Origin of the sequence: Segatella copri (assembly GCF_015074785.1) — a bacterium.
In the GTDB taxonomy this organism is placed as follows: Bacteria; Bacteroidota; Bacteroidia; order Bacteroidales; family Bacteroidaceae; genus Prevotella.
In genome coordinates this window covers 2,117,898-2,142,343 of record NZ_CP042464.1, presented here as the reverse complement: position 1 = coordinate 2,142,343, position 24,446 = coordinate 2,117,898, and the positions used below count along the sequence as shown (strand labels likewise).

At 45.3% G+C, this 24,446-nt stretch carries 15 protein-coding genes; 11 read left to right on the top strand and 4 right to left on the bottom strand.

Annotation, left to right across the window (positions count from 1 at the left end; translation table 11 throughout):
• Positions 1 to 196: 196 nt before the first annotated feature.
• From FO447_RS09235 to FO447_RS09205, 7 genes are all read left to right on the top strand, one after another.
• On the top strand, positions 197 to 1,162 hold the full coding sequence (locus FO447_RS09235; protein ID WP_200756113.1) for an ROK family protein: 966 nt from the start codon (positions 197 to 199) through the stop codon (positions 1,160 to 1,162).
• A 55-nt stretch (positions 1,163 to 1,217) separates the two neighbouring features.
• A complete protein-coding gene (locus FO447_RS09230) occupies positions 1,218 to 3,209 on the top strand; it encodes a glucosamine-6-phosphate deaminase (RefSeq protein ID WP_200756112.1) in 1,992 nt (663 codons plus the stop codon).
• A gap of 23 nt (positions 3,210 to 3,232) precedes the next feature.
• On the top strand, positions 3,233 to 5,575 hold the full coding sequence (locus FO447_RS09225) for a family 20 glycosylhydrolase (RefSeq protein ID WP_200756111.1): 2,343 nt from the start codon (positions 3,233 to 3,235) through the stop codon (positions 5,573 to 5,575).
• A 9-nt stretch (positions 5,576 to 5,584) separates the two neighbouring features.
• Positions 5,585 to 8,728: a glycoside hydrolase family 2 TIM barrel-domain containing protein gene (locus FO447_RS09220; RefSeq protein WP_200756110.1), complete on the top strand. Its 3,144-nt coding sequence runs from the start codon at positions 5,585 to 5,587 to the stop codon at positions 8,726 to 8,728.
• Between the two features lie 347 nt (positions 8,729 to 9,075).
• The gene (locus tag FO447_RS09215; RefSeq protein ID WP_118066115.1) at positions 9,076 to 9,432 is read left to right on the top strand and encodes a P-II family nitrogen regulator; all 357 of its coding nucleotides are present in this window, start codon (positions 9,076 to 9,078) and stop codon (positions 9,430 to 9,432) included.
• A gap of 166 nt (positions 9,433 to 9,598) precedes the next feature.
• Positions 9,599 to 10,861, top strand: a complete 1,263-nt coding sequence (locus tag FO447_RS09210) for an ammonium transporter (RefSeq protein ID WP_200756109.1) — start codon at positions 9,599 to 9,601, stop codon at positions 10,859 to 10,861.
• Between the two features lie 123 nt (positions 10,862 to 10,984).
• Positions 10,985 to 11,701 carry a hypothetical protein gene (locus tag FO447_RS09205; protein WP_234698967.1) on the top strand — a complete coding sequence of 239 codons (717 nt, stop codon included), beginning with the start codon at positions 10,985 to 10,987 and terminating at the stop codon, positions 11,699 to 11,701.
• 70 nt (positions 11,702 to 11,771) lie between these two features.
• Here FO447_RS09205 and FO447_RS09200 read toward each other — a convergent pair whose 3' ends face one another.
• Complete coding sequence (locus tag FO447_RS09200; protein ID WP_234698966.1) at positions 11,772 to 13,460, bottom strand: helix-turn-helix domain-containing protein; 1,689 nt, start codon at positions 13,458 to 13,460, stop codon at positions 11,772 to 11,774.
• Between the two features lie 247 nt (positions 13,461 to 13,707).
• Here FO447_RS09200 and FO447_RS09195 point away from each other — a divergent pair, with 247 nt between their 5' ends.
• The 4 genes from FO447_RS09195 to FO447_RS09180 all read left to right on the top strand — a co-directional run bounded on the left by FO447_RS09195 (position 13,708) and on the right by FO447_RS09180 (position 17,993).
• Positions 13,708 to 14,388: a hypothetical protein gene (locus FO447_RS09195; RefSeq protein ID WP_147329742.1), complete on the top strand. Its 681-nt coding sequence runs from the start codon at positions 13,708 to 13,710 to the stop codon at positions 14,386 to 14,388.
• A gap of 61 nt (positions 14,389 to 14,449) precedes the next feature.
• Complete coding sequence (locus FO447_RS09190) at positions 14,450 to 15,025, top strand: hypothetical protein (protein ID WP_117695685.1); 576 nt, start codon at positions 14,450 to 14,452, stop codon at positions 15,023 to 15,025.
• A gap of 40 nt (positions 15,026 to 15,065) precedes the next feature.
• The gene (locus FO447_RS09185; RefSeq protein WP_117695684.1) at positions 15,066 to 15,971 is read left to right on the top strand and encodes a DUF3667 domain-containing protein; all 906 of its coding nucleotides are present in this window, start codon (positions 15,066 to 15,068) and stop codon (positions 15,969 to 15,971) included.
• Between the two features lie 33 nt (positions 15,972 to 16,004).
• Positions 16,005 to 17,993 carry a M13-type metalloendopeptidase gene (locus FO447_RS09180; protein ID WP_117695683.1) on the top strand — a complete coding sequence of 663 codons (1,989 nt, stop codon included), beginning with the start codon at positions 16,005 to 16,007 and terminating at the stop codon, positions 17,991 to 17,993.
• A 150-nt stretch (positions 17,994 to 18,143) separates the two neighbouring features.
• On the opposite strand, the gene FO447_RS09175 is transcribed toward FO447_RS09180, so the two are convergent.
• From FO447_RS09175 to FO447_RS09165, 3 genes are all read right to left on the bottom strand, one after another.
• Entirely contained in the window at positions 18,144 to 19,718 is a 1,575-nt protein-coding gene (locus FO447_RS09175) for an ATP-binding protein (protein WP_117695682.1), read from the bottom strand.
• A gap of 745 nt (positions 19,719 to 20,463) precedes the next feature.
• Complete coding sequence (locus FO447_RS09170) at positions 20,464 to 21,948, bottom strand: glycoside hydrolase family 125 protein (protein ID WP_117695681.1); 1,485 nt, start codon at positions 21,946 to 21,948, stop codon at positions 20,464 to 20,466.
• 28 nt (positions 21,949 to 21,976) lie between these two features.
• Complete coding sequence (locus FO447_RS09165) at positions 21,977 to 24,154, bottom strand: GH92 family glycosyl hydrolase (protein WP_117728725.1); 2,178 nt, start codon at positions 24,152 to 24,154, stop codon at positions 21,977 to 21,979.
• Positions 24,155 to 24,446: the final 292 nt, after the last annotated feature.

Here is a 24,446-nt window from a genome sequence, read left to right as displayed (position 1 = left end):
AGAAGGCTCAAAGTATAAAAAATGTTTCTGTTTTAGAAATATTAACGCTATTTTCATTGCAGTGTTTTATAAAACTAGTAACTTTGCAAAATAAAATATTTTAGTAACGAACTGAGCGTTAATAAATAATTTAATAAATGGAAGTTTGTAACGCTCCTCGTTATTTTTCGATTTTAACCTATTAATTAAAAGAAGTATGGAATACGATGTAAAGTCTTTAGTGATTGGCTTGGATTTGGGTGGAACCAATTCCGTTTTCGGCATCGTTGATGGGGACGGAGAAATAATAGCTACAACCTCAATCAAGACCCAGACATTCCAACGTGTGGAACAATACGTAGAGGAGTCGGTAAAAGCTGTGATGCAGATAGTAGAACAGGTAGGTGGTATGGAGAAAATTCGTGCCATGGGCATCGGTGCTCCTTGTGGTAACTATTACAAGGGAACCATTGAAAATGCAGCAAACCTGGTATGGGCTAAGGGTATTGTACCGCTGGCTGACATGTTTGCAGAGAAACTGGGCATTCCGGTTGCTATTACCAATGATGCAAATGCGGCTGCTATGGGAGAAATGAAATATGGTGCTGCGGTTGGCATGAAAAACTTCGTAGAACTCACTCTCGGAACAGGCGTAGGATCGGGTATCGTGGCTAACGGGCAGCTGATTTATGGTTGCGACGGTTTCGCCGGTGAGTTGGGACACATGGTGGTGGATCCTGACGGAAGACCATGCGGCTGTGGCAGAAAGGGCTGTCTGGAGACCTACTGTTCGGCTACAGGCGTGGTCCGTACTACCTTGGCCATGCTCGAAGCATCAACCGGGGCAACTGAGCTGAGAAATATTCCAAGGGAAGAAATTACATCTTATGCAGTTTATAAGGCAGCCATGGCAGGAGATACACTGGCACAGGAAGTGTTCAGACAGACCGGTACAAGAATCGGCAAGGCCTGTGCAGAGATAGCTACCTTTCTTAGCCCGGAGGCTTTTATCTTCTTCGGAGGATTGGCACAGGCTGGCGATCTGCTCTTCCGTCCTATTGAAGAAGCATATAACGAGCATGTGCTCTCATTATATAAAGGTAAGGCTAAGTTCCTGATGAGCGGACTGGATGGTGCCAAGGCTGCCATCCTGGGTGCTGCAGCAATGGCATCTGAACTCTAATCCGTCATTTTAAAAAAGAAAATATAACATAACCTATTTAAATATAGATAAAGATATGAGACTCAATCTTAGTTCACAAATCGTACTCAATAAAGTACCTGTAGAGTTCTACAGGCCAAAGACGACTGTAGAATATTCTGAAATCTCCAGAATGGAGAAGATTCATACTGACATCTTTGCCTCTATGACAGAAGGTGCCAGTCATGTAGCTGACAAAATAGAAGCTGGCATCAAGGCAGCACAGCAGGAAGGCAAATTCTATGTGATGGCGCTGGGCGCCGGTTCTTCTCTCTATTCTGTATACGATGAACTCGTTCGCCGTTACAACGAGAAGACCCTGAGCTTCCGCAATGTTGTTGTATTCAATGCATACGAATATTATCCGCTCCAGAAGGACAGTTCTCTCCGTACCATCAACCAGTTGAAGGAGCGTTTCCTTGATCATGTGGATGTGGCTGAGCAGAACATCTTTACACTGGATGGTTTTGTGGCACAGGATGCCGTACAGGACCGTTGCCGTCTCTATGAGCAGCGCATCAAGACCTTCGGCGGTCTCGATGTAGCCCTCATAGGTATAGGCCGTTCGGGTAATATTGCAGCCAACGAGCCAGGTTCGGGCATCCAGTCGATGACCCGTATCATCCTCATCGGCAATACCTCTCGCGAAGAGATGGAGAACAGTGAGCAGACCAAGGAAACCATTCCTCCATGTTCGCTCACCATGGGTATCGCTACCTTACTCTCTGCCAAGAGCATATATCTGACAGCCTGGGGCGAAGAGAAGGCAGAGATTATGCAGAAGGTGGTGGAGAACTCAATCACAGATACCCTGCCGGCATCATTCCTTCAGACTCATCCGAATGCTCATGTTGTCATCGACCTGGGGGCTGCTCATCATCTGACACGTATCGAGCATCCATGGCTCGTAACTTCATGCCAGTGGAGTGATAAACTGGTGCGTTCGGCACTGGTATGGCTCTGCCAGAAACTCGGTAAGCCTATCCTGAAGTTGACCAATAAGGATTATAATGAGAACGGACTGAGCGAACTTCTGGCTCTCTATGGCTCAGCCTATAATGCCAATATCAAGATTTTCAATGATTTGCAGCATACCATTACCGGATGGCCAGGTGGTAAGCCAAATGCCGATGATACCTATCGCCCAGAGCGTGCAACACCATTCCCTAAGAAGGTTATCGTGTTCTCTCCACACCCAGACGATGATGTTATCTCAATGGGAGGAACCATCCGTCGACTGGTACAGCAGAACCACGATGTGCATGTAGCTTACGAAACATCAGGAAACATTGCTGTGGGTGATGAGGAAGTAACAAGATTCATGCACTTTATCAATGGTTTCAACCAGCTTTTTGCTGACTCAAAAGACAGCGTCATCTCTAATAAATATAAGGAAATCAAGACCTTCTTTGCCAAGAAGAAGGAGAGTGACTTCGATACGAGAGATATCCTGACCATCAAGGGACTGATTCGCCGTGGTGAGGCTCGTACCGCTTGTACTTATAATGAAATTCCGCTTGACCATGTCCACTTCCTCGACCTGCCATTCTATGAGAGCGGCAAGATAGAAAAGTTGCCAATGACCGAGAAGGATGTGGAGATAGTGAGAGCTCTGTTGCAGAAGGTACAGCCACATCAGATTTATGTTGCCGGCGACCTTGCTGATCCTCACGGAACCCACAAGAAGTGTACTGATGCCGTTCTGGCAGCTATCGACGAAGAGAAGAAAGCGGGTGCTGAATGGTTGAAGGACTGTCGCATCTGGATGTATCGTGGTGCCTGGGCTGAATGGGAGATTGAGAATATCGAAATGTGTGTTCCATTGAGCCCTGAGGAGTTGCGGGCAAAGCGTAACTCTATCCTCAAGCATCAGTCGCAGATGGAGAGTGCTCCTTTCTTGGGTAATGATGAGCGCCTGTTCTGGCAGAGAGCCGAGGACCGTAACCGTGCTACTGCATCGCTCTACGACCAGTTGGGTCTGGCATGCTATGAGGCCATGGAGGCTTTCGTGGAGTACAAGCCATTGTAATAACTTATTAATATATTTAAATTATGGCAAAGTTTAATCGTTTATTAGGCTCGTTTGTAGCCTGTGCAGCGATGCTAGGTGGTATCTCTACTCCGGCATCTGCTGCCGATATTAATATTATCCCGATACCGGTGAAGACTCAGGTACAGAAAGGTGAGTTCGTATTGCCACAGAAGGTGGTAATCGCTTATCAGACGGCTGAAGGCAGAAATATCGCCCAGTACATGGCAGACAAACTGAAGGCTTCTACAGGTTATGAGGTAACGGTAGGTGGAAAGAAGGGGAATATCTCTATACAGATTTCTCCTTCGCTGAAAATTGCCGAGGAAGGTTATCGCCTTACCGTAACCGCCAAGGGGGTTGTTATCAAGGCGAAGACCGCCAAGGGCGCCTTCTACGGTATGCAGAGTTTCATGCAGTTACTCCCTGCCCAGATTGAGAGCGCAACCCGGGTGGATGGGGTGAAATGGGTAGCACAATGCTGTGATATCCAGGATGCTCCACGCTTCGGCTACCGTGGATTCCATCTCGATCCATGCCGTCATTTCATTTCTGTCGAGAATGTGAAGAAGCAACTGGACCTGATGTCTATGTTCAAGGTGAATACCATGCACTTCCATCTGACGGAAGACCAGGGCTGGCGTATCGAAATCAAGAAATATCCTAAACTTACTTCTGTGGGCAGTATCCGTACCGAGGGCGATGGTTCTCTTTATGGCGGTTTCTATACCCAGGAGCAGATTAAGGAAATAGTGGATTATGCAGCCAAGCGTTATATTACCGTGATTCCGGAAATCGACCTTCCTGGTCACATGATGGCATCTATCTCTGCTTATCCTTATCTTTCATGCAAAGGTGAGCAGTGGTCGTTGAGAACTGTTTGGGGTGTAGAGGATATCGTGATGTGTCCGGGCAAGGAAGATATGTTCCGCTTCCTGGATGACATCTTTAGTGAGATTGTTCCTCTCTTCCCAGGTAAGTACTTCCATATCGGTGGCGACGAGTGTCCGAAGACCAGTTGGAAAAACTGCCCTACCTGTCAGAAGCGTATTCAGACTGAGGGCTTGCAGGCTGAAGGAAAGCATTCGGCAGAGGAAAGACTGCAGAGCTACGTTATCAAGCGCATAGAGAAGATGCTGGAGAAGCGTGGCAGAAAGATTATCGGATGGGACGAGATTCTGGAAGGCGGATTGAGTGAGAATGCTACCGTGATGTCATGGCGTGGAACGGAAGGAGGTATCGAGGCTGCCATGCAGAAGCATGATGTCATCATGACGCCGGGCAGCGACGGTATGTATCTCGACTGGTATCAGGGCGACAGCAAGGTGGAGCCTGTAACCATTCCTAGTCCTCCTAGATATCTGGCTTCTACCTATAATTATAATCCGGTACCTGATACCATCAAGGCATTGGGACTGGCTCATCATATCCTGGGCGTTCAGTGTAACAACTGGTCGGAATATATGTATTCCAATGCCAAGATGGAGTATATGATGTATCCTCGTGCCATTGCTCTCTCTGAGATTGCATGGTCGCCAGTGAGCAGGAAAAACTTCAAGGATTTCTGCCGCCGACTGGATGCAAACTGTGTTCGTCTGGACGAGCGCCATATCCGTTATCATATCCCATTGCCTGAGCAGCCTTTCGGTTCTTGCGATAAGGTGGTCATTACTGGGGATACTGCGGTAACCTTTACCACCTCGCGTCCTATGAAGATGGTTTATACATTGGATGGAAGTACACCAACTCCTTCTTCTTCGGCTTATGCAGAGCCTATCAGGGTGAGTGGAAACACCATCATCAAGATAGCAACCATATTGCCTTCAGGCAAGATGAGCCGTATCAGAACCGTTGATGTTGAGAAGCAGACTTATGCTCCTGCTGTTAAGGTGGAGGACGCAAAACCTGGGTTGCAGATGAAGCGCATTAAGGGCAACTATCTGAAGGTTGACCAGCTGGAATGGGCTGATGCTGCCTGGGAGTGTGCAAACATCGAGGGCTTGGAGCAGATGAAGATTCAGCAGAAGGATGATGCTGCTACCTTGCGCGGTGCCAATAATTATGCTGCCATCGCTGAGGGCTACATCAATATTCCGGAGGATGGTGTCTATTATCTCTCTTCCCGTCTGGAGCAGGTTTGGATTGATAACAAACTCATGATCAGCAACGAGGGGGATGTGAAGGCTGGTACCAATCATGATACTTCTGTAGCATTGGCTAAGGGATTGCATCCTTTCAAGGTGGTTTTCCTCAGCAATATCGTTGGCGGCTGGCCTTCATGGTGGAGCAGTCTCGGCATTGAAATGCGCAAGGACAGCGAACAGAAGTTTACACCAGTAGATAACTCTATGTTTTTCAGAAAATAATAAACAGATATGAGCATCAGAAATATAGCAAATGTATCGCTTTGCCTCGCCTTGCTGTCTGTCGGCAATGGCATGGCGGCTCAGAATGAGTCGCGCTGGCATAATGTGGATATCAACCAGCAGAACCGCGAACCTCGCCGTGCTGCTTTCTTCGCATACGAGACCCTTGACAAAGCACAGAGTTTTGACAAGAAAAAGTCGGCCAACTATCTTTCGATGGAAGGCATGTGGAAGTTTAACTTCGTGAAGGATTATAACAAGCGTCCTGCCAAGTTCTTTGCAGCCAACTATGACGATTCGGAGTGGAAGGATTTCCCTGTACCGGGGCTGTTCGAACTGAACGGTTATGGAGATGCTACTTATAAGAATGTCGGTTATGCCTGGGCTACCCAGTTTGATCCGAATCCTCCATACATCAGCGAACTCAACAACTATACGGGTTCTTATCGTCGTACCTTCGAACTTCCTAAGGACTGGAAGGGCAAGGATGTCTATTTCCATGTAGGTTCGGCTACCAGCAACCTGACCCTTTGGGTGAACGGCAAGTATGTGGGATATAGTGAAGACAGCAAGGTGGCTGCCGAGTTTAATATCTCCAAGTATCTGAAGCCGGGCAAGAACCTGATAGCTATGCAGGTGATGCGCTGGTGCGATGGCTCTTATTTCGAGGATCAGGACTTCTGGCGCTTTACTGGTATAGCCCGTGAGGTTTATCTCTATGCACGTCCGAAACTTCATGCTGCCGATATCCGTCTTGATGCCGGTTTGATGAATAATTATCGGGATGGTATCCTGAACTATCAGATAGCGCTGAAGGGCGGCAAGACTGATGTGACTGTTGCCTTGTGCGATAAGGATGGCAAGCAAATAGCATCGGCTACCGGAGCTCAGGGGGTAATCAAAGTACCGAAGGTGAAGGCTTGGACTGCTGAGACACCTTATTTATATAAGGTATACATCTCTCTGAAGAATAAGCAGGGGGTAGCGGAGGTGATTCCGCAGAAGGTGGGCTTCCGCAATGTGGAAATCAAGAACGCCCAGTTGCTGGTGAACGGCAAGCCTGTACTGATTAAGGGTGCCAACCGGCATGAGATAGATCCGGATGGTGGATATGTGGTAAGTGTAGAGCGCATGATTCAGGATATCAGAATCATGAAACAGTTGAACATCAATGCGGTTCGTACCTGCCATTATCCTGACGATCCTCGCTGGTATGAACTCTGTGATGAATACGGACTGTATCTTACTGCTGAGGCTAACCTCGAATCTCATGGTATGGGATATGGGGAGAAATCACTCGCTAAGTTCCCTGAGTATCTCCAGACTCACATCGAACGCAATGAAGGTAATGTGAAAAGTTTTATCAATCACCCTTCTATCATCGTATGGAGTTTGGGTAATGAGTGTGGTTACGGCATCAACTTCGAAAAGACCTATGACTGGGTGAAAGCGCTCGACAAGACCCGTCCTGTTCAGTATGAGCGTGGCGGTTATGACAGCAAGACTGATATTTACTGTCCGATGTATATCGACTACGAGGAGAGTGAGAAATATTGCAAGAGTGATGGTGTTAAACCATACATCCAGTGCGAATATGCTCATGCTATGGGTAATTCGGAAGGTGGTTTCAAGGAATATTGGGACCTCATCCGTAAGTATCCTAAGTATCAGGGTGGCTATATCTGGGACTTCGTAGATCAGGGCATTCGTGACAAGAGTCCTGTCACCGGTAAGGAAATCTTTACTTATGGTGGAGATTACGGCCGCTATCCGGCAAGTGACTATAACTTCAACTGTAATGGTATCATTGCTCCAGACCGCCGTCTGAATCCTCATGCTTACGAGATTCAGTACTATCATCAGAATGTATGGATCAAGGACCTGGATGCTGTGAATGGTGCTTTCAAGGTTTACAACGAGAACTTCTTCAAGAATATCGATGACTTGAACCTGACAGCTACGGTTTATGCCAATGGTGTGAAACTGGCTACAGTTGAGATTCCTGAAACAAAGGGTATTGCTCCTCAGGCTACCAAACTGATCAAGAGTGATGAACTGAAGTATGCGGTGGCTGAGGCTGAATCGAAGCATGCAAAGGAGGAGATTGTTCTTAACTTTGCTTTTGCAAGCGATGGCACACAGCCGCTGGTAGACAAGGGCCAGGTGATGGCTCGCCAGCAGTTTATCATCAGCGATTATCAGTTTGCCAAACCGGCGATTCCTGCTGTTGCTGCTGCGCCAACCAAGAAGGGTAAGGTGCAGCAGACAAGCAGTATGGAGGTGGAGGAAACCAACTCTTATGTGAAGGTCAGCGCACAGAGAATGTCTGTTACCATAGGCAAGAAGACGGGTATGATAGATTATCTCGATGTAGATGGTGAACCGATGTTGAAGTTCCGTGAGAGTATGACTCCGGAATTCTGGCGTGCTCCTACCGATAATGACTATGGAGCATCTCTGCAGAAGGAGATGAGAGTATGGAAGAACCCGCAGATGAATCTGAAGTCTTTCGACAAAAATGTGAGTAAGGACAATGTGGTGCTGACAGCTCTCTTCGATATGCCTGATGTGAAAGCTCAGCTGATGCTCCGCTATGACATCAGTGCTGCGGGCGAGGTGAATGTTACCCAGAAGATGACTACCGACAAGGAGGTTCAGGTTGCCGATCTGTTCAGATTCGGTCTGCAGTTGCAGATGCCTGCTACTTTCTCTAAGCTCGAGTATTATGGTAGAGGTCCTGAAGAGAACTACGTAGATCGTCATTCTTCTGCTTTTATCGGCAAGTACGAGTCTGACGTGAAGGATGAATATTATCCATATATCCGTCCGCAGGAGAGTGGTAACCATACCGATATCCGCTATTTCTCTATCTTTAATCCAACCACCGGCAAGGGGATTACCTTCGAGGGGTATGAACCTATGGAGTGCAGTGCCATCCCTTATCTGGTAGAGGATTTGGATTCTGGTATCGAGAAGACGCATGCATGGGGACAACACAGTGGTGATCTGGTGGATAAGGGACTCGTGCAGTTGCATATCCAGAAATGCCAGTATCCTTTGGGCTGCATCGACAGTTGGATGACCAAGCCTATGGAGAAGTATCGTCTCCATTATGCTGATCGTGAATTTACATTCAAAATAAAGGCAAAATAAAATTTCCGTTATAAAACTCAGATATATGCGGAAATACGGGTATAAGATTAAGTTTAAATAATAAAGTGACCCTAGTTTTAGGGTTGAGAGTTTGTTTTTAGGTTTGCCGCTTGAGGGGTCTTTGGGGCCTTTCAAGCGTTTTTTTTATTGTTTGTTTCAAAATGAAACGAATAATGTGTAATTTGCTTTCATTTTGTTCCGTATTTTAAAGAGAACTAAGCAAAATAATAACTAAATGAAAATATTAATATCAAAAAGTAAGCAATGTTGCGAAATATTAAGCAAAATATCGTACCTTTGCACCAGAAAATAAACAAAATGTAAATTAATTAATAGGAGAGATTAACATGAAAAAGATTGAAGCAATCATCCGTAAGACTAAGTTTGAGGATGTAAAGGAAGCATTGCTTGCCGCCGACATCGAGTGGTTCTCTTACTACGATGTAAGAGGAGAGGGTAAGATGAGACAGGCTCGTATCTACCGTGGTGTCATGTATGATACCAGTAGTATTGAGCGAGTGTTGCTGAATGTTGTCGTGCGCGACAAGAACGTAGAGAAAACGATTAATGCCATCCAGGAGGCTGCCCGAACCGGCGAGATTGGTGATGGTCGAATCTTTGTAATTCCTGTAGAGGATACCATAAGAATCCGTACAGGTGAAAGAGGAGACATCGCTCTCTATAATGCTGAGCAGGAGAAATAATATTTAATGTTAAGTGTTTAATGTTAAATGTTAACTGAATTGGATGAATTAATAGTAAAATCGGAATGTTTGGGAGTTAGGTGAGAGTATCGAGTGCTAAGTGGACGTATGCTAACTTAACATTTAACACTTAACATTTAACATTCCTTCTTAAAAGGTAAAGATTATGAGTGTACAGGATTTAGGAATTTCAGTAGATACCGTATGGATGCTCTTGGCAGCCATGTTGGTCTTTTTCATGCAGCCGGGATTTGCCCTCTGCGAGGCGGGCTTTACCCGTAGTAAAAACACCGCGAACATCTTGTTTAAGAACTTTGTCGATTTTATGGTCGGCTCTGTTCTTTTCTGGTTCGTAGGTTTCGGATTTATGTTTGGTAGTGATGGTGCCGGTTTCATCGGTATGCCTAACTTCGGCGATTTGTCTTTCTATACGAATGCAGCCGGTCTTCCTACAGAAGGCTTCCTGATGTTTGAGACAGTTTTCTGCGCTACTAGTGCTACCATCGTTTCTGGTGCTATGGCAGAACGTACCAAGTTCTCCATGTATTGCATCTATTCATTCTTCATCTCATTGATTATCTACCCTGTAGAGGGGCACTGGACATGGGGTGGCGGTTGGCTCTGCAACGCTGATGCCGGTTCATTCATGATGGATACCTTCGGTGCAGTCTTCCATGATTTCGCAGGTTCTGCTATCGTACATAGTGTTGGTGGTGTACTTGCTTTGGTTGGTGCTATCTGCTTAGGCCCTCGTTTGGGTAAGTATCGCAATGGCAAGAGTACTGCTATCCCTGGTCACAACCTGATGGCTGCTGCCCTGGGTGTATTTATCCTCTGGTTCGGATGGTTCGGATTCAACCCTGGTTCTCAGCTTGCTGCTTCTGGTGAGGTTAACCGTGTTGCTATCAGCCACGTATTCCTGACAACCAACCTGGCTGCAGTTTGTGGTGGTCTTGGTACTATGTTCACCTCTTGGATCAAGTATGGCAAACCTTCATTCTCATTGACATTGAACGGTATTTTGGCTGGTTTGGTAGCCATTACTGCTGGTTGCGACTTGGTTAGTCCATTGGGTTCTGCCATCATCGGTCTCTTGGCAGGTATCATTCTGGTATTCTCTATTGAGTTCATCGATACCAAGCTTCATATTGATGACCCTGTTGGTGCAAGTTCAGTTCATGGTGTATGTGGTATCTTCGGTACCTTGATGACAGGTCTCTTCGCCCTTGATGGTGGTGCCTTCTATGGTGGCGGTTTCGGTTTCTTCGGCGCACAGTGCTTCGGTATCCTCTGCATCGACCTTTGGGCAGCTGCTACAGGTATCATCCTCTTCTGGGGTATCAAGAAGATTGCTGGTCTCCGTGTTGATAAGCGAATCGAGGAAGAAGGTCTGGATATCTACGAGCATGGTGAAAGCTGCTACAACTAATGGTACTTTCATATAGACGTAAGAGAGAGATAATAGACAAAAGTTTTGGTGAGCAAAATTATTATTATTAATTTTGCAGCCGAAACTTTTAAAAAACAAATGTATCACATAAAAAGAGAGAATATGAAGCATTTAGATATGAAGAAGATGGGTGCGTTGGCACTCGGTTTGATGGCATTTGCTCCTGCTGCTATGGCACAGGACAAGGTGGAAACATCTATGGGTGCTGATATCGTGAGCCAGTACTACTGGCGTGGTCAGGATTTGGGAGCAATTTCTTTGCAGCCTACTCTTGGCATTGGATATAAAGGTTTGTCTCTTACTGCATGGGGAAGTGTTGGTATTTCTCAGCCAGAAGATACCAAGGAGTTCGATCTTACCCTGGCATACGAGACTGGCGGTTTCCATATCGGTGTAACTGATTACTGGTTCAATTCTCCTAATGAGAAGTATTTTGCTTATTCTGCTCATGAGACTTCTCATGTATTCGAGGCAAATGTAGGTTATGATTTCGGTCCGCTTGCCTTGAACTGGTACACCAACTTTGCAGGCAATGATGGAGTAAATAAGGATGGTGATCGTGCCTATTCTTCATACGTTGAGGCTACAGCTCCATTCAAGTTAGGTGGCTGTGATTGGGAGGCAAGTGTAGGTGCTGTTCCGTTTGCTACATCCTTCTATGGTGATGCCAATGGTTTCGCTGTTACTCATGTAGGTGTGAAAGCAACCAAGGATTTGAAGATTACAGATTCTTTCTCTGTTCCGGTCTTCGCTCAGGTGGCTGCTAACCCTAGTACCGAGAAAGCCTACCTGGTAGTAGGTTTCACCTTGCAACCATAATATATAGTTTTTTGGTTTTATAAATGATAAATGCCGATAATTCTGGAATTTGGAACTATCGGCATTTTTTCTATTTTACAAATCTTGCGTTCTGCAGGAATTTCTGTGGAGTCATACCATATCTCTTAGTGAACAAGCGGTATAGCGATGTAGAGGATATGAACGAGCAGTCTTTCAGCAATTCTTCTACATTCTTGTATTTGCCGGTGAGAAGAAGTTCTGCCACATACTCGATTCTCAGGTCGTTGATGTATTCGCTGAATGTCTTGCCCGTGAACTGACGGAACAGACCTGCGAACTTGTTGGCTGGAATGTTGAATTCGTTCATCAATGTCTTGCGGGAGAAGGTATTGTCTAAGAAGAATTTCTCTCCGATAATCTTGCTCCTAATCTCTTCAAACAGCCGTTTGTCCATGTCCTCTTCTTCTGTATGTTGTGTCATGGTAGAGGATAGGGTGTTGAGGTTCTGTCGTTCCAGTTCCTCCTTGTATTTCATGGCTTCCTTCACGTTTGTCACCAGTGTGATGTTCTTTTTCTTGATGGTGTGGTAGTTGTAGCCCAGTATTCCTCCGACAATGATTAAAGCCACACCGAAACCGATGGTGATGATGAGTGCCCAGCGCTGGTTGGCGATTTGCGCCTCTTTATCCTTTACGTCATATATGAAAGCCAACTCTTGCGAGGAACTTTGCAATTCCCTGATGCGCAGACTGTCTCTCAATACGGACAACCGCTCGAAATAGTTTGCTGCCTTGTCGTACAGTCTCAGTCCTCTGTAGGCCATGCCGTAGAATTTGAGTGTGGATGACATGTAGAGATTGACGGTGTCCTTCCTGTCTTGCATTTCTTGTTCACGTTGTTTGCACAACTCCAAGACCTCGTGGTATTTGTGCTGGCCAAGTAGATAGGGTACTATCAGATAGGCGTATCGGCGGTTGATGCTTCCCATCTTGTTGAACTCGTGATAAGCTTCTGCGGCTTCCTTGGTCATTCCCAGTTTTGAGCATACCACGGCACGGTGAGCAAGCCATTTGCATCTTTCCTGTTCATAGAGTCCTTCCATGTCAGTCTCGCCAGGATTTTTTGCATCTAGGTATTTCTCCAGTTTGTTCAATATCTTGAATGCCTCCTTGTGTTTCTTATCACGCTCATAGCAGATAAGTAGGTCGTTGTAATCTGCCCGCAGATTGTCGTACTTGTGGTCGTAATGCGACTTTTCCATTATCCTAAGGGCTTGCAACATGTAGGCGTATCCTCGTTCCTTCGAATCTTGCTCATGCAGGCTCTTGCCCAGATAAAACAAGGCAATAGACTCCATGCCCATGTCATTGGCAAGTTTCGCTTCGTGAATTAATTGTCTAATGGTTTTTGATTTCTCTTCTTCGTCGTATAGTCCGTCGTAGCAAGAAATCAGACGATGCAGTAGTTTCATCTTCTTGGTGGCATCTTGCTTGACGGCTCTTGCTGAGAGGGCGCTCTTGTAGAAGCGGGTGGCCATGATGAATCGTCCCGTATTATAATATAGGTCGCCTTCCGTCATGTCCAGTTCATAGGAAACTTGTTTGCCTTGCTTGCGCAACTCTGCCATAATCCGCTCTGCCAGTGGGGTGTCGGAAAACGTATATTCATATACTTTATCCTCGGTCACCATACTATCGGGCAATACGGTCCCCGTGGCGAACAGAGCGATTGTCCACCATCCCAAAATGAAAACTAGTAGCCATTTTGTCTTTTTCTTGTGTAAAAGTCTATCCATCATTATTTATTTCTTAAAAGTAATGCAAAGTTACGGATTTTATCCGAAATAGGGTGAAATAAGTGCTGATTTTGTGCTATTTGGTAATTTTTGGGCAAAATAATGAAGTTTTGGGAACGAAACGAATAATTGGGAGCGAACTGTGAACAAGTGAAAACTCAATTTCGATGCCGTTTCGTGGATTTGTCTTAAATTTGCAAAACAAAAGATTTTCATACATTATATTACTAATCATTTAAATTTGTCAATTATGGATTTTACAAAGAAAAATTGTAGAGCCATGATGCTCTTTTGGGTTGTAATGCTGAATGTTGGCAGCATGGCATCTTTGCTTGCAGTAGTCGTGGGGTGCGATCATCATGTGGGCACGAACACATCCGCCTATATGGGGCATAAATATGTGGACTTGCAGCTTCCATCCGGTACGAAGTGGGCTACAGCCAATCTGGGAGGCGAAGAAGACGAACTGGCTTCAGAATTCTATTCGTGGGGTGAGTTGGAAGTTAAGCGTTCTTACTCAAAGAACAACTATCAGTGGATGTCTGGCTATCCGGAAGAATATGGCGTTCTTCAAGACAAGCACGACGTGGCTCATGTGAGATGGGAAGGAAAATGGCGCCTACCTACCAAGGAGGAGATGGAAGAGCTGGAGGACACCATCCATAACACCACTTGGGTGTTCTCACCGTTGAATGGGCATGTCAGTTGGCTCGTCAAGAGCAAGAGAAACGGTCAGACCATCCGTCTCATGGCTTTGGGCTACATGAAAGAAGGCAAATTAGAACAAGATTCCATCGGCTTCTACCTCGGAGCCTCTGTTGGTACAAGTATGGAGAATACCTTTGTCTGTATGGGTTTCAACAACGATACTATCAATATGGGAGATGCTGGGCGGTATTTCGGCTATACTGTGCGCCCAGTATTCAAGTAGCATCTCTCTGTTTTTAGACCAAAATACTACTTTATTTTATTAACAATAAAAATTATCGATTATGAATTTTACAATGATGAAATTTAGAGCCATGATGCTCTGTTTGTTGGTTATGTTGTTTGCTGGTAGTCTGATTAGTTGCAGTAGTGATGATGACGATTCTCCTAAAAGAGAAACTCCTACGGAGGATACCGAGGTGCCAACTTCAGGAACAGCCATGTTTTACTTTACGCCGTCTGAAGGTGATCTGCTCTTATGTGATGTAACCGTTGAGTATACCGATGCTTCAGGTAAGCTCCAAACAGAAACTATTACTGGAGAGTGGAAAAAGCAGATAAAATTTGCTAGTTTGCCAGCTAATGGAACAATAGCAATAAAGCGTTCTTTGAAGGCAAATGTAGAGTTGGCAAAAGATCATTACAAGTTCGGGTATACTGAACAAAGCGTTTTTTATGCAAATTATGCAAGTGGTGCTAAACCTGCAGGCCATAATCATGGTAGTAGTGCAAATATTTCGATAGGCAAGGATAAGGTAGAGCACTATGTCGTAGATAGGCATCCTGTTATAATCTCTTATTCTTATACTATTGATAAAAAGAAAGATTCCGATGGAAGTTTTGTGACTTTTGGTAAGTAGATAACAAAGTCATTCATCGCGAAATGTATGGAGTAAGAAAATGCTTAAGAATAAGATCTCTCTCTTGATACGTAGGTATCAGGTTTATCTCGAAAGGGGTAAACCGATACCTGCCAACACGAAAGCAGTCACAAGATGCAAGCATTGTGGCACGGAGTATCGTGGCAATTATTGCCCAAGATGCGGACAGTTTCATACGGCGGGAATATTCGGAAAATGGAGAATGGTGAAGACTTTCCGTGAGGCCTCTCCCATCATGTCGAATGCCTATATGCGCACCATCTTTGAGTTGCTTTTTCGCCCAGGGTATATGATTCGTGATTATTTCCGTGGGCATCAAGTCAGCTATTTGGGACCATTGACAACCTTGTTGGTTTCATTTTCCTTATTGACTTTGGTCACGCATACCTATGAAGAATTGACCAATACCGTGGAACCTGAAAAGAAAGAAGTTGTTTCCAAAAAGGATTCTTCTGGTAAGGAAGAAAAATATATATATCAGAAATGGGGAGTAACCATCACTAGCAAGGATGATGGGCGAATGGATAATGGAAAGATGGCTGCTCTGTGGCGAGTTTTGAGAGGAAAACTGGAGAGTGATACGACACTCTTTCTTTTTGCCATTTTCCCTATGTATGGTCTTGCTGCTCGACGTGCCTTTCGTAAAGTGAATTTCGGTTCATATCCTCTGAGGGCAGGTGCTCATTACATGGCTCTTGTCTATCTTTATACGCTTTTTGCGTTGTTGCCGTTGCCCGTGTGGGCTATGGTGTACTATCTGGTTTGGACTTATCGTGGCATTTACGGAATGACATGGTTGCGTACCATTCGATATATGGCATTCACAGCCTGTTGGGTGGTGCTTTATTTGTTCCTGTTGTTGGTTGCGTTGGCGCTATTGGGGATAGGAATAGTCTATCTTATCAATTTCTTGTTTTTTACGTAATTATCTTTTTGAAATTCTAAAATCAATTGTAACATGAAGAAAAAACTTTTATTATTCGGAGGCTTGTTGGCTATAGGCTTGTCTTTTTTCGCATCGTGCAGTGATAAGGAGGATGAATCTTTGGCTCCTTCGTCCGTAGATGCCAAACCTTGGACATTGGATGAAAACATGAATACCCAGATAAAGCCTGGTGACAACTTTGCCCTGTATTGTTGGGGCAAATGGTATGAGAAGACCCCTCTGATTTCTGGAGAAAATTATGTTGGACTGTTGTATTCTGAGGCTGAGGCTGCTGTTGAGCAAAGAATGAAGTTTGAAATCCCACAACACCAAATGCTGAGAGATGATTTCGAACGGTTGGGAGAGGATGCAGATGCTATCAATCAGTTGAAGCAAAAGATACAGTCATTGGAAAGTATGAATACTCAGGAAGAGAAGGCGTTTGCTTTGGGTGAGAGCTTGAAGGCTGGGAATACGCCTTTTTTGAAAGGGGTGCTAACTGTCTTGGATGGAGAATTCTTGTATACTATAGAATCACAAAATCAACTGTCAGACCTCTTGTCGAAATTTGCCGATGATGATACCAAATTGGCGAGTTGGCTGGAATGGGCGTTGATACAGTTGGGAGTGGATAAAGAGATGGCTCCTATGCGTGTTGAGGAAGCACTCTCTTTGCAGCCTTCTAAAGAACAGGAAGATGCTAATAGCAGGATGAGGAGACTCTGTAGTCCTGAATATCATGAGAATTTAATTTCGGTAAAACAACTTCTTACGAGAGCTGCTGGTGATGAAGAACAAATTATTTATGCTCTCTTGGAAGGATTGGGGGTTGAACCGGATAAATTGAATGTGGATAGAGCTACCAGTTATTTCTTTGATGACATTTTACTATCTGATAGTGAAGGCAGTAAGGTGGTTAGTCTCTTGGAATGCTGTTTGGCGGTCGACTTGGCTTTGGCTTCACGAACAGCTTGCCAGAAACTTTTGGGCAAGACTGATGAGACTGTGTTGAAAGGCTTGATTGACGATAAACTGAGTTATCCGACAGCCAAGACTTTTTGTGATACGTACTTGAAGGATTCATATCGGCAGAAAATACTAGACTTGATGGAAAATCTCCGTCGTACATTCAGAGGAAGAATTGAAAAACTTGACTGGATGAGCCAGACAACCAAGAACAGTGCTTTGGAAAAGTTAAAAAAAATGACATTCCTGGTAGGCAAATCCGATTCTTGGCATGAAGAAGGAATTCCACAGTTGGCAGGCAAGTCCTTGTATGAAGATATGGCTTTGGTAAGAAAAAGCCAAAATGATTTAAGACATGTTTTACTCAGCAAATTGCCTAAAGACGAGATCGGTAATTTTTGTTATTTGGATGGTTTTTCTGTTTCAGCAGTCAATGCTTTTTACTATCCGTATTGCAATTCTGTTTTTGTCCTGCCAAATATTATTTTGCCTCCATTCTATGATGAGAGTCAATCCGATGCAATGCTTTATGCCTTGGTTGCGGTATTTGGGCATGAGATAACCCATGGCTTCGATGACGAGGGGGCTCTGTTTGATGCTGTAGGTCGCTTTAAAAATTGGTGGACAGTATCAGACCAGATGGCCTTCAAGGAAAAAACAGATCTGTTGGTTGATTGTTATAATCATCTTCCTCTCTTTGTTGATTCTGATGGGTATCATGTAAATGGTGAGCAAACGCTGGGAGAAAACATTGCCGATCTCGGTGGGTTGGAAATGTCTTTACAGGTATACGAGGAGAAACTGAAGGAACAAGGGTTTTATGGTGAGGAGTTAGTAAAGCAAGAGAAGAGGTTCTTCCAGGCTTATGCTAATATTTGGAGAGCTAAATTGTCGGATGATTATCTGATGAATATGTATGGAGGTGACGTTCATGCACCTAGTTTCGCTCGTGTCAATGGTTGTACCATGAACTGTGATCGTTGGTATGAGTTGTTTGACGTGAAGTGGGGCGACATGAATTATCTGAAGCCTGAGAAACGAGCGAGAATTTGGTAAATTATCAGAATTCTTTGTCCCACGGATTTCACGGATTCCACAGATGCATTTTGGGTGCGGTGCTGTTTTTTGAAGTATATGGGAGAAACAATAGAAAAGGGTCTATATGCCACGATGATCGGGTGGCGTATAGACCCTTCTTTTGTTATCTTATACTTCCTTCCAGTCAACCAGTCCCTTTCCCTTATCATCCAGTTCTATGGCAAGGGCAATTACTTTTCGCTTATCAGCCTGGAATGGCTCGGCATACTGCTTGGCTTTTATCTGCTCCGTGGCAGCATCCACGCCACCGTTGTTGCTCAGCTTCAACTCCAGCACATAGATGAAGTTGGTGACTTCCACCACCATATCAATCCTGCCCGTAGCAATCATCTTCTCTACTTCCACCCGGCAACCGATGGCATTGAAGATTGTGCTCAATATCAGACGATAGCGCTCCTCCATATCCATGCTGGCAAGTTTCTTGTTGCTGTAGGGAACGTCCGCAATGAGCGCCTTCAGGCATTTCATGGCTTCGGGAAGATTGCCTACGCTGAGGTGAGCATTCAGAAATGCCTGGGTAGATTGAAGGTCATTGTTCTTGCGCATGGTCAACGTTGGCAACACGATTTCATTCAAGGCTTGCCTTACCTCGAAGTTAGGAATGCCAAGAAGATAAGTTCCGTTTATGTAACCCTTAATCGTAAGATAGCCCGACTGATAGAGAAACAATTCAGCTCCACCACCTGTCACATCCGATGTCTCTATGGTTTGACGGAGGATGGCGCAACTATCAAAATTACCCAATTTGATTTCCATGTCATCCACAAACTTAGGCAGCAGCGAGGTTGCACCCGATGAAGCCCAGTAGTTCTTCAAATCAGAATCTGCCAAGGCATTGATGAGACTGAACGGATTGAAGACATCCACCATATTGCGGCGACTGAAATGATAGCCGTCATAATATGCCGTCAGATTGGCAACTGCTTCGTCGTAAGTCCAGTCTTCGTATTCTGCCAATTTACTGATTTCCGGCTTGAAATCACGTAAAACTTCTTCCTTCGTAATACCGCAGATAGCAGCGTATTCCGGCTCAAAGCTGATGTTGCTCAAATTGTTGAGCACTGAGAAAAGAGAAATCTGCGTAAACTTGGTGATACCGGTGATGAAGACAAATTTTTCGTATTTATCCTGTGCTTTCAAGACTGCAAATACTTCTCTATAGATATCGGTACATGCTTCATGCTGCGGAGTTTTCCACGAATGCTGCAAAGGGGAGTCGTATTCATCGATGAGAATGGCAACTTGCTGTCCGGTTTGGTTGAAAGCTGACTCAATGATGTTCTTGAATCTTACGGCTAGAGAACTGTCTGGGCGTACAGTAATTCCGTACACCGTTTCAAGGGTATGAAAAACATCGTCCAGATAGCTTCGTACACTTTCCGGCTCAGCACCAGCTTGACTCATATCCAGTCTGATGACAGGGCGCTTCACCCATTCCGTCTCCAGCTGCATGATCTTCAATCCCTCAAAGAGTTCCTTCTTTCCCAGGAAGTAGGATTCGAGCGTATCGACAAGAACGGATTTACCGAAGCGGCGAGGGCGGCTCAGGTAATTATACTTCTTTCCTCTGTTGGCAAGTTGCCAGATAATATCTGTCTTGTCAACATACAGACATCCTTGCACTCTGATTTCTTCAAAAGACTGGATGCCTACAGGCAATCTTCTATCGTTTGTCTCTACCATAATTCCTTATCTGTCTTTTAAATGAACTTTTGCGCAAAGTTACGACTTTATTTTTAAACCCGCAAGCTTTTCCCGGAATTTCTTTGTTTTTCCTTAGGGGGTGTTCTAAAGAAGCTATTAGACAGGGAAAATATCTCTGAGAAATAATAAAATATCTCTGAGAAATAATAAAATATCTCTGAGAAATAATAAAATATCTCTGAGAAATAATAAAATATCTCTGAGAGATAAAACTATATCTCCGTGAGATAAAATAATAGCGTATTGAAAAAACTTGATTCTTTGGGAAATGAGGAAAATCAAAAAAATAAGACACGAAAACTGAAGGAACTGAAGGCAAAGTTTTTTGGAGTGTTAAAATATGGTTAAAAAGTAAGAAGAATGGACAAAGTTGTTGGCTGAAGGACTGAAGGCACTTTTTCAAAATAATAATTTCATGTCAAAAACTGCATTTTAACACTTGGTATAAATATCGGTTATTATTCTAATAATCAGATAATTACCTCTCTTTTACTCTACGCTGCATATAAAAATGAATTTTTAATTTCAGATTTCAGTTTTTTTTTGTGACCCTTCCTTCACAACCTTCAGTTTTTCAGAGGGTATCCTTTACTCGTAATTCTTTACAAATTCTAAAATCCTAAATCTGCGTTATCTGTGAAAACTGTGGGACGATTAATGAAACGAAAAAGAGGATGTGCCATGGACTCATGACACATCCTCTCTCTATATATAATAAGGTGTATTATAAGTTGTTCAGCAAGTCTGCCTTGCCATCGTTGATCAGCTTAATCACTAATTCTCCAAACAGCGTGTTCTGCCATGCAAACCAAGGACGGGTAAACTTTGATGCATCATCCTTGTGGAATGACTCGTGGATGAAGCCCATGCCTGCATCCGTGTTCAGCAGCATCTTCATGCAGAAACGAATCTCGTCATCGCTCTGGGCAGTGAAACACTTCATCATGATAGACATAGGCCATGGCATGTCGTATCCGATGTGAGGACCACCGATACCCTCGCCAGCCTTGCCACGGAAGAAACAAGGATTGTCCTCGCTCCATACAAAACGGCGGGTGTTCTGATAGATAGGGTCGTTCATCGGAACATCGCCCATATAGCCCATACCCAGGAGAGATGGCACGTTGGAATCGTCCATCAGAAGCTGGTTGCCGAAACCATCTACCTCGTAGGCGTAAATCTTGCCGTACTTAGGATGGTTGTAGATGGCATACTTCTGCAAGGCTCCCTGCACCTCATCGGCAAGACTGCTGCAATCCTTGGCAATCTTCAGAGCCGCATCCTTCTTTGCCGCATCCTTCTCAGCCACATGCTTCAGAATCTCGGCAGCCTTGTTCATAGATGATACTGCCATGAAATTGGAAGGAATGAGGAATGGAAGAATCGTGGCATCATCTGATGGACGGAACATAGAAGCAATCAGACCTACTGGTTTCACCGGAGCACCGAAACCGTCCCAGCCGATGGTATCGAAGGCACGGTCGGAAACACGGGTAAAGTGATATGCCTTGGCGGTTACCTTGCGCTGCTGCTCATGGAAAGTCTTCAGGATATTCTCCACAGCCTTCATCCATACATCGCCGAAGATGGAGTCATCGCCTGTCACCTTCCAGTACTCGTAAGCCAGGCGGATAGGGTAGCAGAAGGAGTCAATCTCATACTTGCGCTCGAATACATCCGGCTGCATCTTGGTGCGGTCTTTCACCCATCCGGCACCCGTAGGACCATCGTTGAAGGCATTGGCATAGCGGTCGATGTTGATGCACTTCAGCTGGCGCAGAATTACGCCCCTCAGCATCTTCTTCAGCTTCTCGTCCTTGTTGGCAAGGGCTACGTAAGGCCAAACTTGCGCACCTGAGTCGCGGAGCCACATGGCTGGGATATCGCCTGTATATACAAATGTATCATCGTCACCATTTTCGAGCACACGGTAGTGAACGGTACTCTCCAGAGTGTTAGGATAGCAGTTGGCAAACATCCAAGCCAATTTTGGGTTCTTCTTCAGGAGTTTCTGCACTTCCTTGATCTTCTTCTCCACGGCAGTGGAGGTGAAGAGGCGGTCCTCTACAGGCGGACGCTTAGATTCGTACTTGCCATCCACCGGTGTCACCACCTTGGTATAGCGTGCGTGGACATCCACCTTGGCGTTCTCCTGAGCCATCGCTGTCATGGAGGCAAGAAGAGCCATTGCTAAAATAGTCTTTCTCATTTTCTTATCTTTTGTTAGTTAGTTCATATTATGGTCGGTCGGCAGGACGTGTTCCCCACTTGGATGGCTGGCTGCCCATCTGGAGTTCCAGGGTGCCGCCCTTCATGATGTCGTTATACATGATGTACGACTTGGTGTATGGCTTGCCGTTGAGCTTGGCATGCTGGATATACATGTTCTCCTTGCTGTTGTCCTTGCAGATGATGCTGAAGGTCTTGCTCTTGCCTACGTTCAGCGATGCCTTGTTGAAGATAGGACTGCCGATGATATACTTGCCGCCGGCTGGCTCTACCTGATAGAGACCTACGGAAGAAAGAATGTACCATGCCGACATCTGACCTACGTCTTCATTGCCGCTCAATCCGTCGAAATCGTCCTTATACATCTCGTCCATGGTCTGGCGCAGCAGGCGGGCTCCCTTCCAAGGCTGACCTACATAGTTGTACATGTAGAGCACCTGATGGCTAGGCTCGTTGCCGTGAGCATACTGACCGATGAGACCTGAGATATCAGGAGATGCATTATCGCCCATATTTCCGGTGACGATGAAGAGCGAATCGAGCTTGGTTACAAACTTCTGCTCGTTGCCGAAGAGCTTTATGAGTCCGTGAACATCATGTGGCACCAGCCAGGTATATTGCCATGCATTTCCTTCGGTGTAGTCATCGTCACGATGCTCGGCAGCGAATGGGTTGAATGGAGTACGGAACTTGCCGTCGGAACCGATGCCGCGCATGAATCCGGTTTCCTTGTCGAAGTATTTGCTGTAAGATTTAGATCTCTTCTCGAAATATTTGGCATCTTCCTTCTTGCCTAACATGCGAGCCACCTTTGCCACGCAGGCATCAGCCAGGGCATATTCCAGACCCTTTGCCACGGTTTCCTTGGTCTTTTCCTTGTCGTAAGGCAGATAACCGTATTTCTTGAGCAGACCCAGGCCGCGGTCTTCGCGCAGAGCCGATTGCTTCAGTGCCTCGTAAGCGCCTTCCTTATCCTTTACATAACCCTTCAGAACCATGTCGGCAAGCACTGGAATGCCTGGGTTGCCCACCATACAGTTGGTTTCGTTACCCATGAGATGCCATACCGGCAACTGGCCCTGCTGGCGATAGATGTTGATGAAGGTGCTTGCCATATCAGGCAGCATATCGGTGTGAATCATCGTCATCAGCGGATGAGCCGCACGATAGGTATCCCAGAGCGAGAGGGTGGTGTAGTTGGTAAAGTTGCCATCGTGCACCTTGCCGTCGGCACCACGATACTGTCCGTTGACATCTGAGAACACGGATGGAGCGGTCATGCTGTGATACATCGCTGTGTAGAAGATGCGGCGGGATACGGAGTCGTTGGTCTCGATGTTCACCTTAGCCAATTCCTTGTTCCATGCTTCGTCAGCGTCTGCCACCACCTGTCGGAAATCCCAGCCTGGAATCTCCTTCTGCAAATTCAGTTGGGCGTTCTCTGCACTGACCGCTGACATACCCGTCTTTACCAACAAAGGTTTGGTAACATCTGCTGCAGTAATCAACCATCTTCCGGTTCCCAATGGCTTCACGGTGACAGGCTGTGAGAATTCTGCGAAGAAGAATGCCTTCTGGTCGTTTGCCCAACCCTTGGAGAAGCGATGACCTGCCATAGTGGTAGATGTAATCTTGTCTACGTTGTAATCCTTTGCCGCATCCCATCCGATGCCCTGCTTCAGGTCGAGCACCAACTGTGCCTGCTGTGCATCTGCACCGAAGGTATAGCGCTGGAATCCGGCACGCTGGGTGGCAGTGAGCTCTACCCATACGTTAGGCTGCTGCAGTTTTACGGCATAATAGCCCGGGCGCACATTCTCGTTGGCATGACTGAAGAGGATTTCCTTCTGGTTGGCATCGGTTACTGGCAGGAATGCCACGTCGCCCAGGTCACCGATACCGGTACCGCTGAGGTGTTGATGACCGAAACCGATGAGTACGGAGTCAGAGTGATGATAACCGGAACACCAGTCCCAGCCACGTGATGGCTCAGTAGGGCCCAGCTGCACATATCCGAACGGAACGTTAGCTCCGAGGAATACGTGACCGTGACCACCCGTTCCGATTCTAGGGTTGACAAACTGTGTGAGATTGCTTGATTTTGCCTGTTGAGCAAAGGATGCCTGTGTGAAGCTACCTGCTATCACGCAAGTCATCATGAATAGGTTTATAAGTTTCTTTCTCATATTGTTATAGTAACTTCTACGGAATAATTGAATAAATTAGGTTATTTGTAATAAAACTAATAATAGTGCAAAGATACGAAAAAAATGGGAAAAACGGCACAATCCTATATATTTTTTAACTAAACTTTCATCGTATTGATGGGGATTGCAGTATGATGTTTGTCCATCCGCCCTGCCCTTTCAGAGCGTAGGGATTTCTGTGGAATTAATGCTTTTATCTTATTTTTCTCTCTTTGTGTTATTCTGTAATGATTGATGTGGTTTATGCTTCCAAAATGAAAGATTAAATAGG

Bases quoted from the DNA above. Each gene is read 5' to 3' on its own strand.
- FO447_RS09235 (WP_200756113.1), top strand. From the start codon at position 197: ATGGAATACGATGTAAAGTCTTTAGTGATTGGCTTGGATTTGGGTGGA.
- FO447_RS09230 (WP_200756112.1), top strand. From the start codon at position 1,218: ATGAGACTCAATCTTAGTTCACAAATCGTACTCAATAAAGTACCTGTA.
- FO447_RS09225 (WP_200756111.1), top strand. From the start codon at position 3,233: ATGGCAAAGTTTAATCGTTTATTAGGCTCGTTTGTAGCCTGTGCAGCG.
- FO447_RS09220 (WP_200756110.1), top strand. From the start codon at position 5,585: ATGAGCATCAGAAATATAGCAAATGTATCGCTTTGCCTCGCCTTGCTG.
- FO447_RS09215 (WP_118066115.1), top strand. From the start codon at position 9,076: ATGAAAAAGATTGAAGCAATCATCCGTAAGACTAAGTTTGAGGATGTA.
- FO447_RS09210 (WP_200756109.1), top strand. From the start codon at position 9,599: ATGAGTGTACAGGATTTAGGAATTTCAGTAGATACCGTATGGATGCTC.
- FO447_RS09205 (WP_234698967.1), top strand. From the start codon at position 10,985: ATGAAGCATTTAGATATGAAGAAGATGGGTGCGTTGGCACTCGGTTTG.
- FO447_RS09200 (WP_234698966.1), bottom strand. From the start codon at position 13,460: ATGATGGATAGACTTTTACACAAGAAAAAGACAAAATGGCTACTAGTT.
- FO447_RS09195 (WP_147329742.1), top strand. From the start codon at position 13,708: ATGGATTTTACAAAGAAAAATTGTAGAGCCATGATGCTCTTTTGGGTT.
- FO447_RS09190 (WP_117695685.1), top strand. From the start codon at position 14,450: ATGAATTTTACAATGATGAAATTTAGAGCCATGATGCTCTGTTTGTTG.
- FO447_RS09185 (WP_117695684.1), top strand. From the start codon at position 15,066: ATGCTTAAGAATAAGATCTCTCTCTTGATACGTAGGTATCAGGTTTAT.
- FO447_RS09180 (WP_117695683.1), top strand. From the start codon at position 16,005: ATGAAGAAAAAACTTTTATTATTCGGAGGCTTGTTGGCTATAGGCTTG.
- FO447_RS09175 (WP_117695682.1), bottom strand. From the start codon at position 19,718: ATGGTAGAGACAAACGATAGAAGATTGCCTGTAGGCATCCAGTCTTTT.
- FO447_RS09170 (WP_117695681.1), bottom strand. From the start codon at position 21,948: ATGAGAAAGACTATTTTAGCAATGGCTCTTCTTGCCTCCATGACAGCG.
- FO447_RS09165 (WP_117728725.1), bottom strand. From the start codon at position 24,154: ATGAGAAAGAAACTTATAAACCTATTCATGATGACTTGCGTGATAGCA.